Below are 445 nucleotides of genomic sequence, written 5' to 3' on the forward strand. Positions count from 1 at the left end.
GCCATGCATGGGTGACATGATGGAATAGATGAATCGGTCTACTGGGCGTTCAACATAGTAGCGAGAGTCATCTGTATATTGCAGATAGTCTTGATCAGCGAAGCGTTGCTTCATTAAAGATCGAAATACATCGAACTCGTGAGGCTTTTCGCGGAGGCTTTTAAGTAATCCTGTGACCTGGCTATGAGTCGTTAGGTCGCTTGCACTTTCATGTTTAGAATCATCAAACATGTATCCTCGAGCTGCACTGTTATCACAGTAGCAAAATGCTTTCAGTGTATCGTGGGTATAACCCAAATGGTTTGTCAGAACCCCCAGTGCAAACTCACCGTGGGGAGCGTGCTCACTGTCCCAATATGGGATGGTGTAACCACCAAGATAAAAAGCCAAGCGAGGGAACGTGAGCCCTACAATCAAAAGTGGTAACAAGCCATGATCTTGCCCT

Annotated in this window: 1 pseudogene; it reads right to left on the reverse strand. The window is 46.1% G+C overall.

The features are described 5' to 3' along the window. Nucleotides 1-445, reverse strand: a pseudogene (locus UF06_RS28040) (hypothetical protein); the annotation flags it as partial.

This window comes from Vibrio sp. S234-5 (assembly GCF_000960595.1).
In the GTDB taxonomy this organism is placed as follows: Bacteria; Pseudomonadota; Gammaproteobacteria; order Enterobacterales; family Vibrionaceae; genus Vibrio.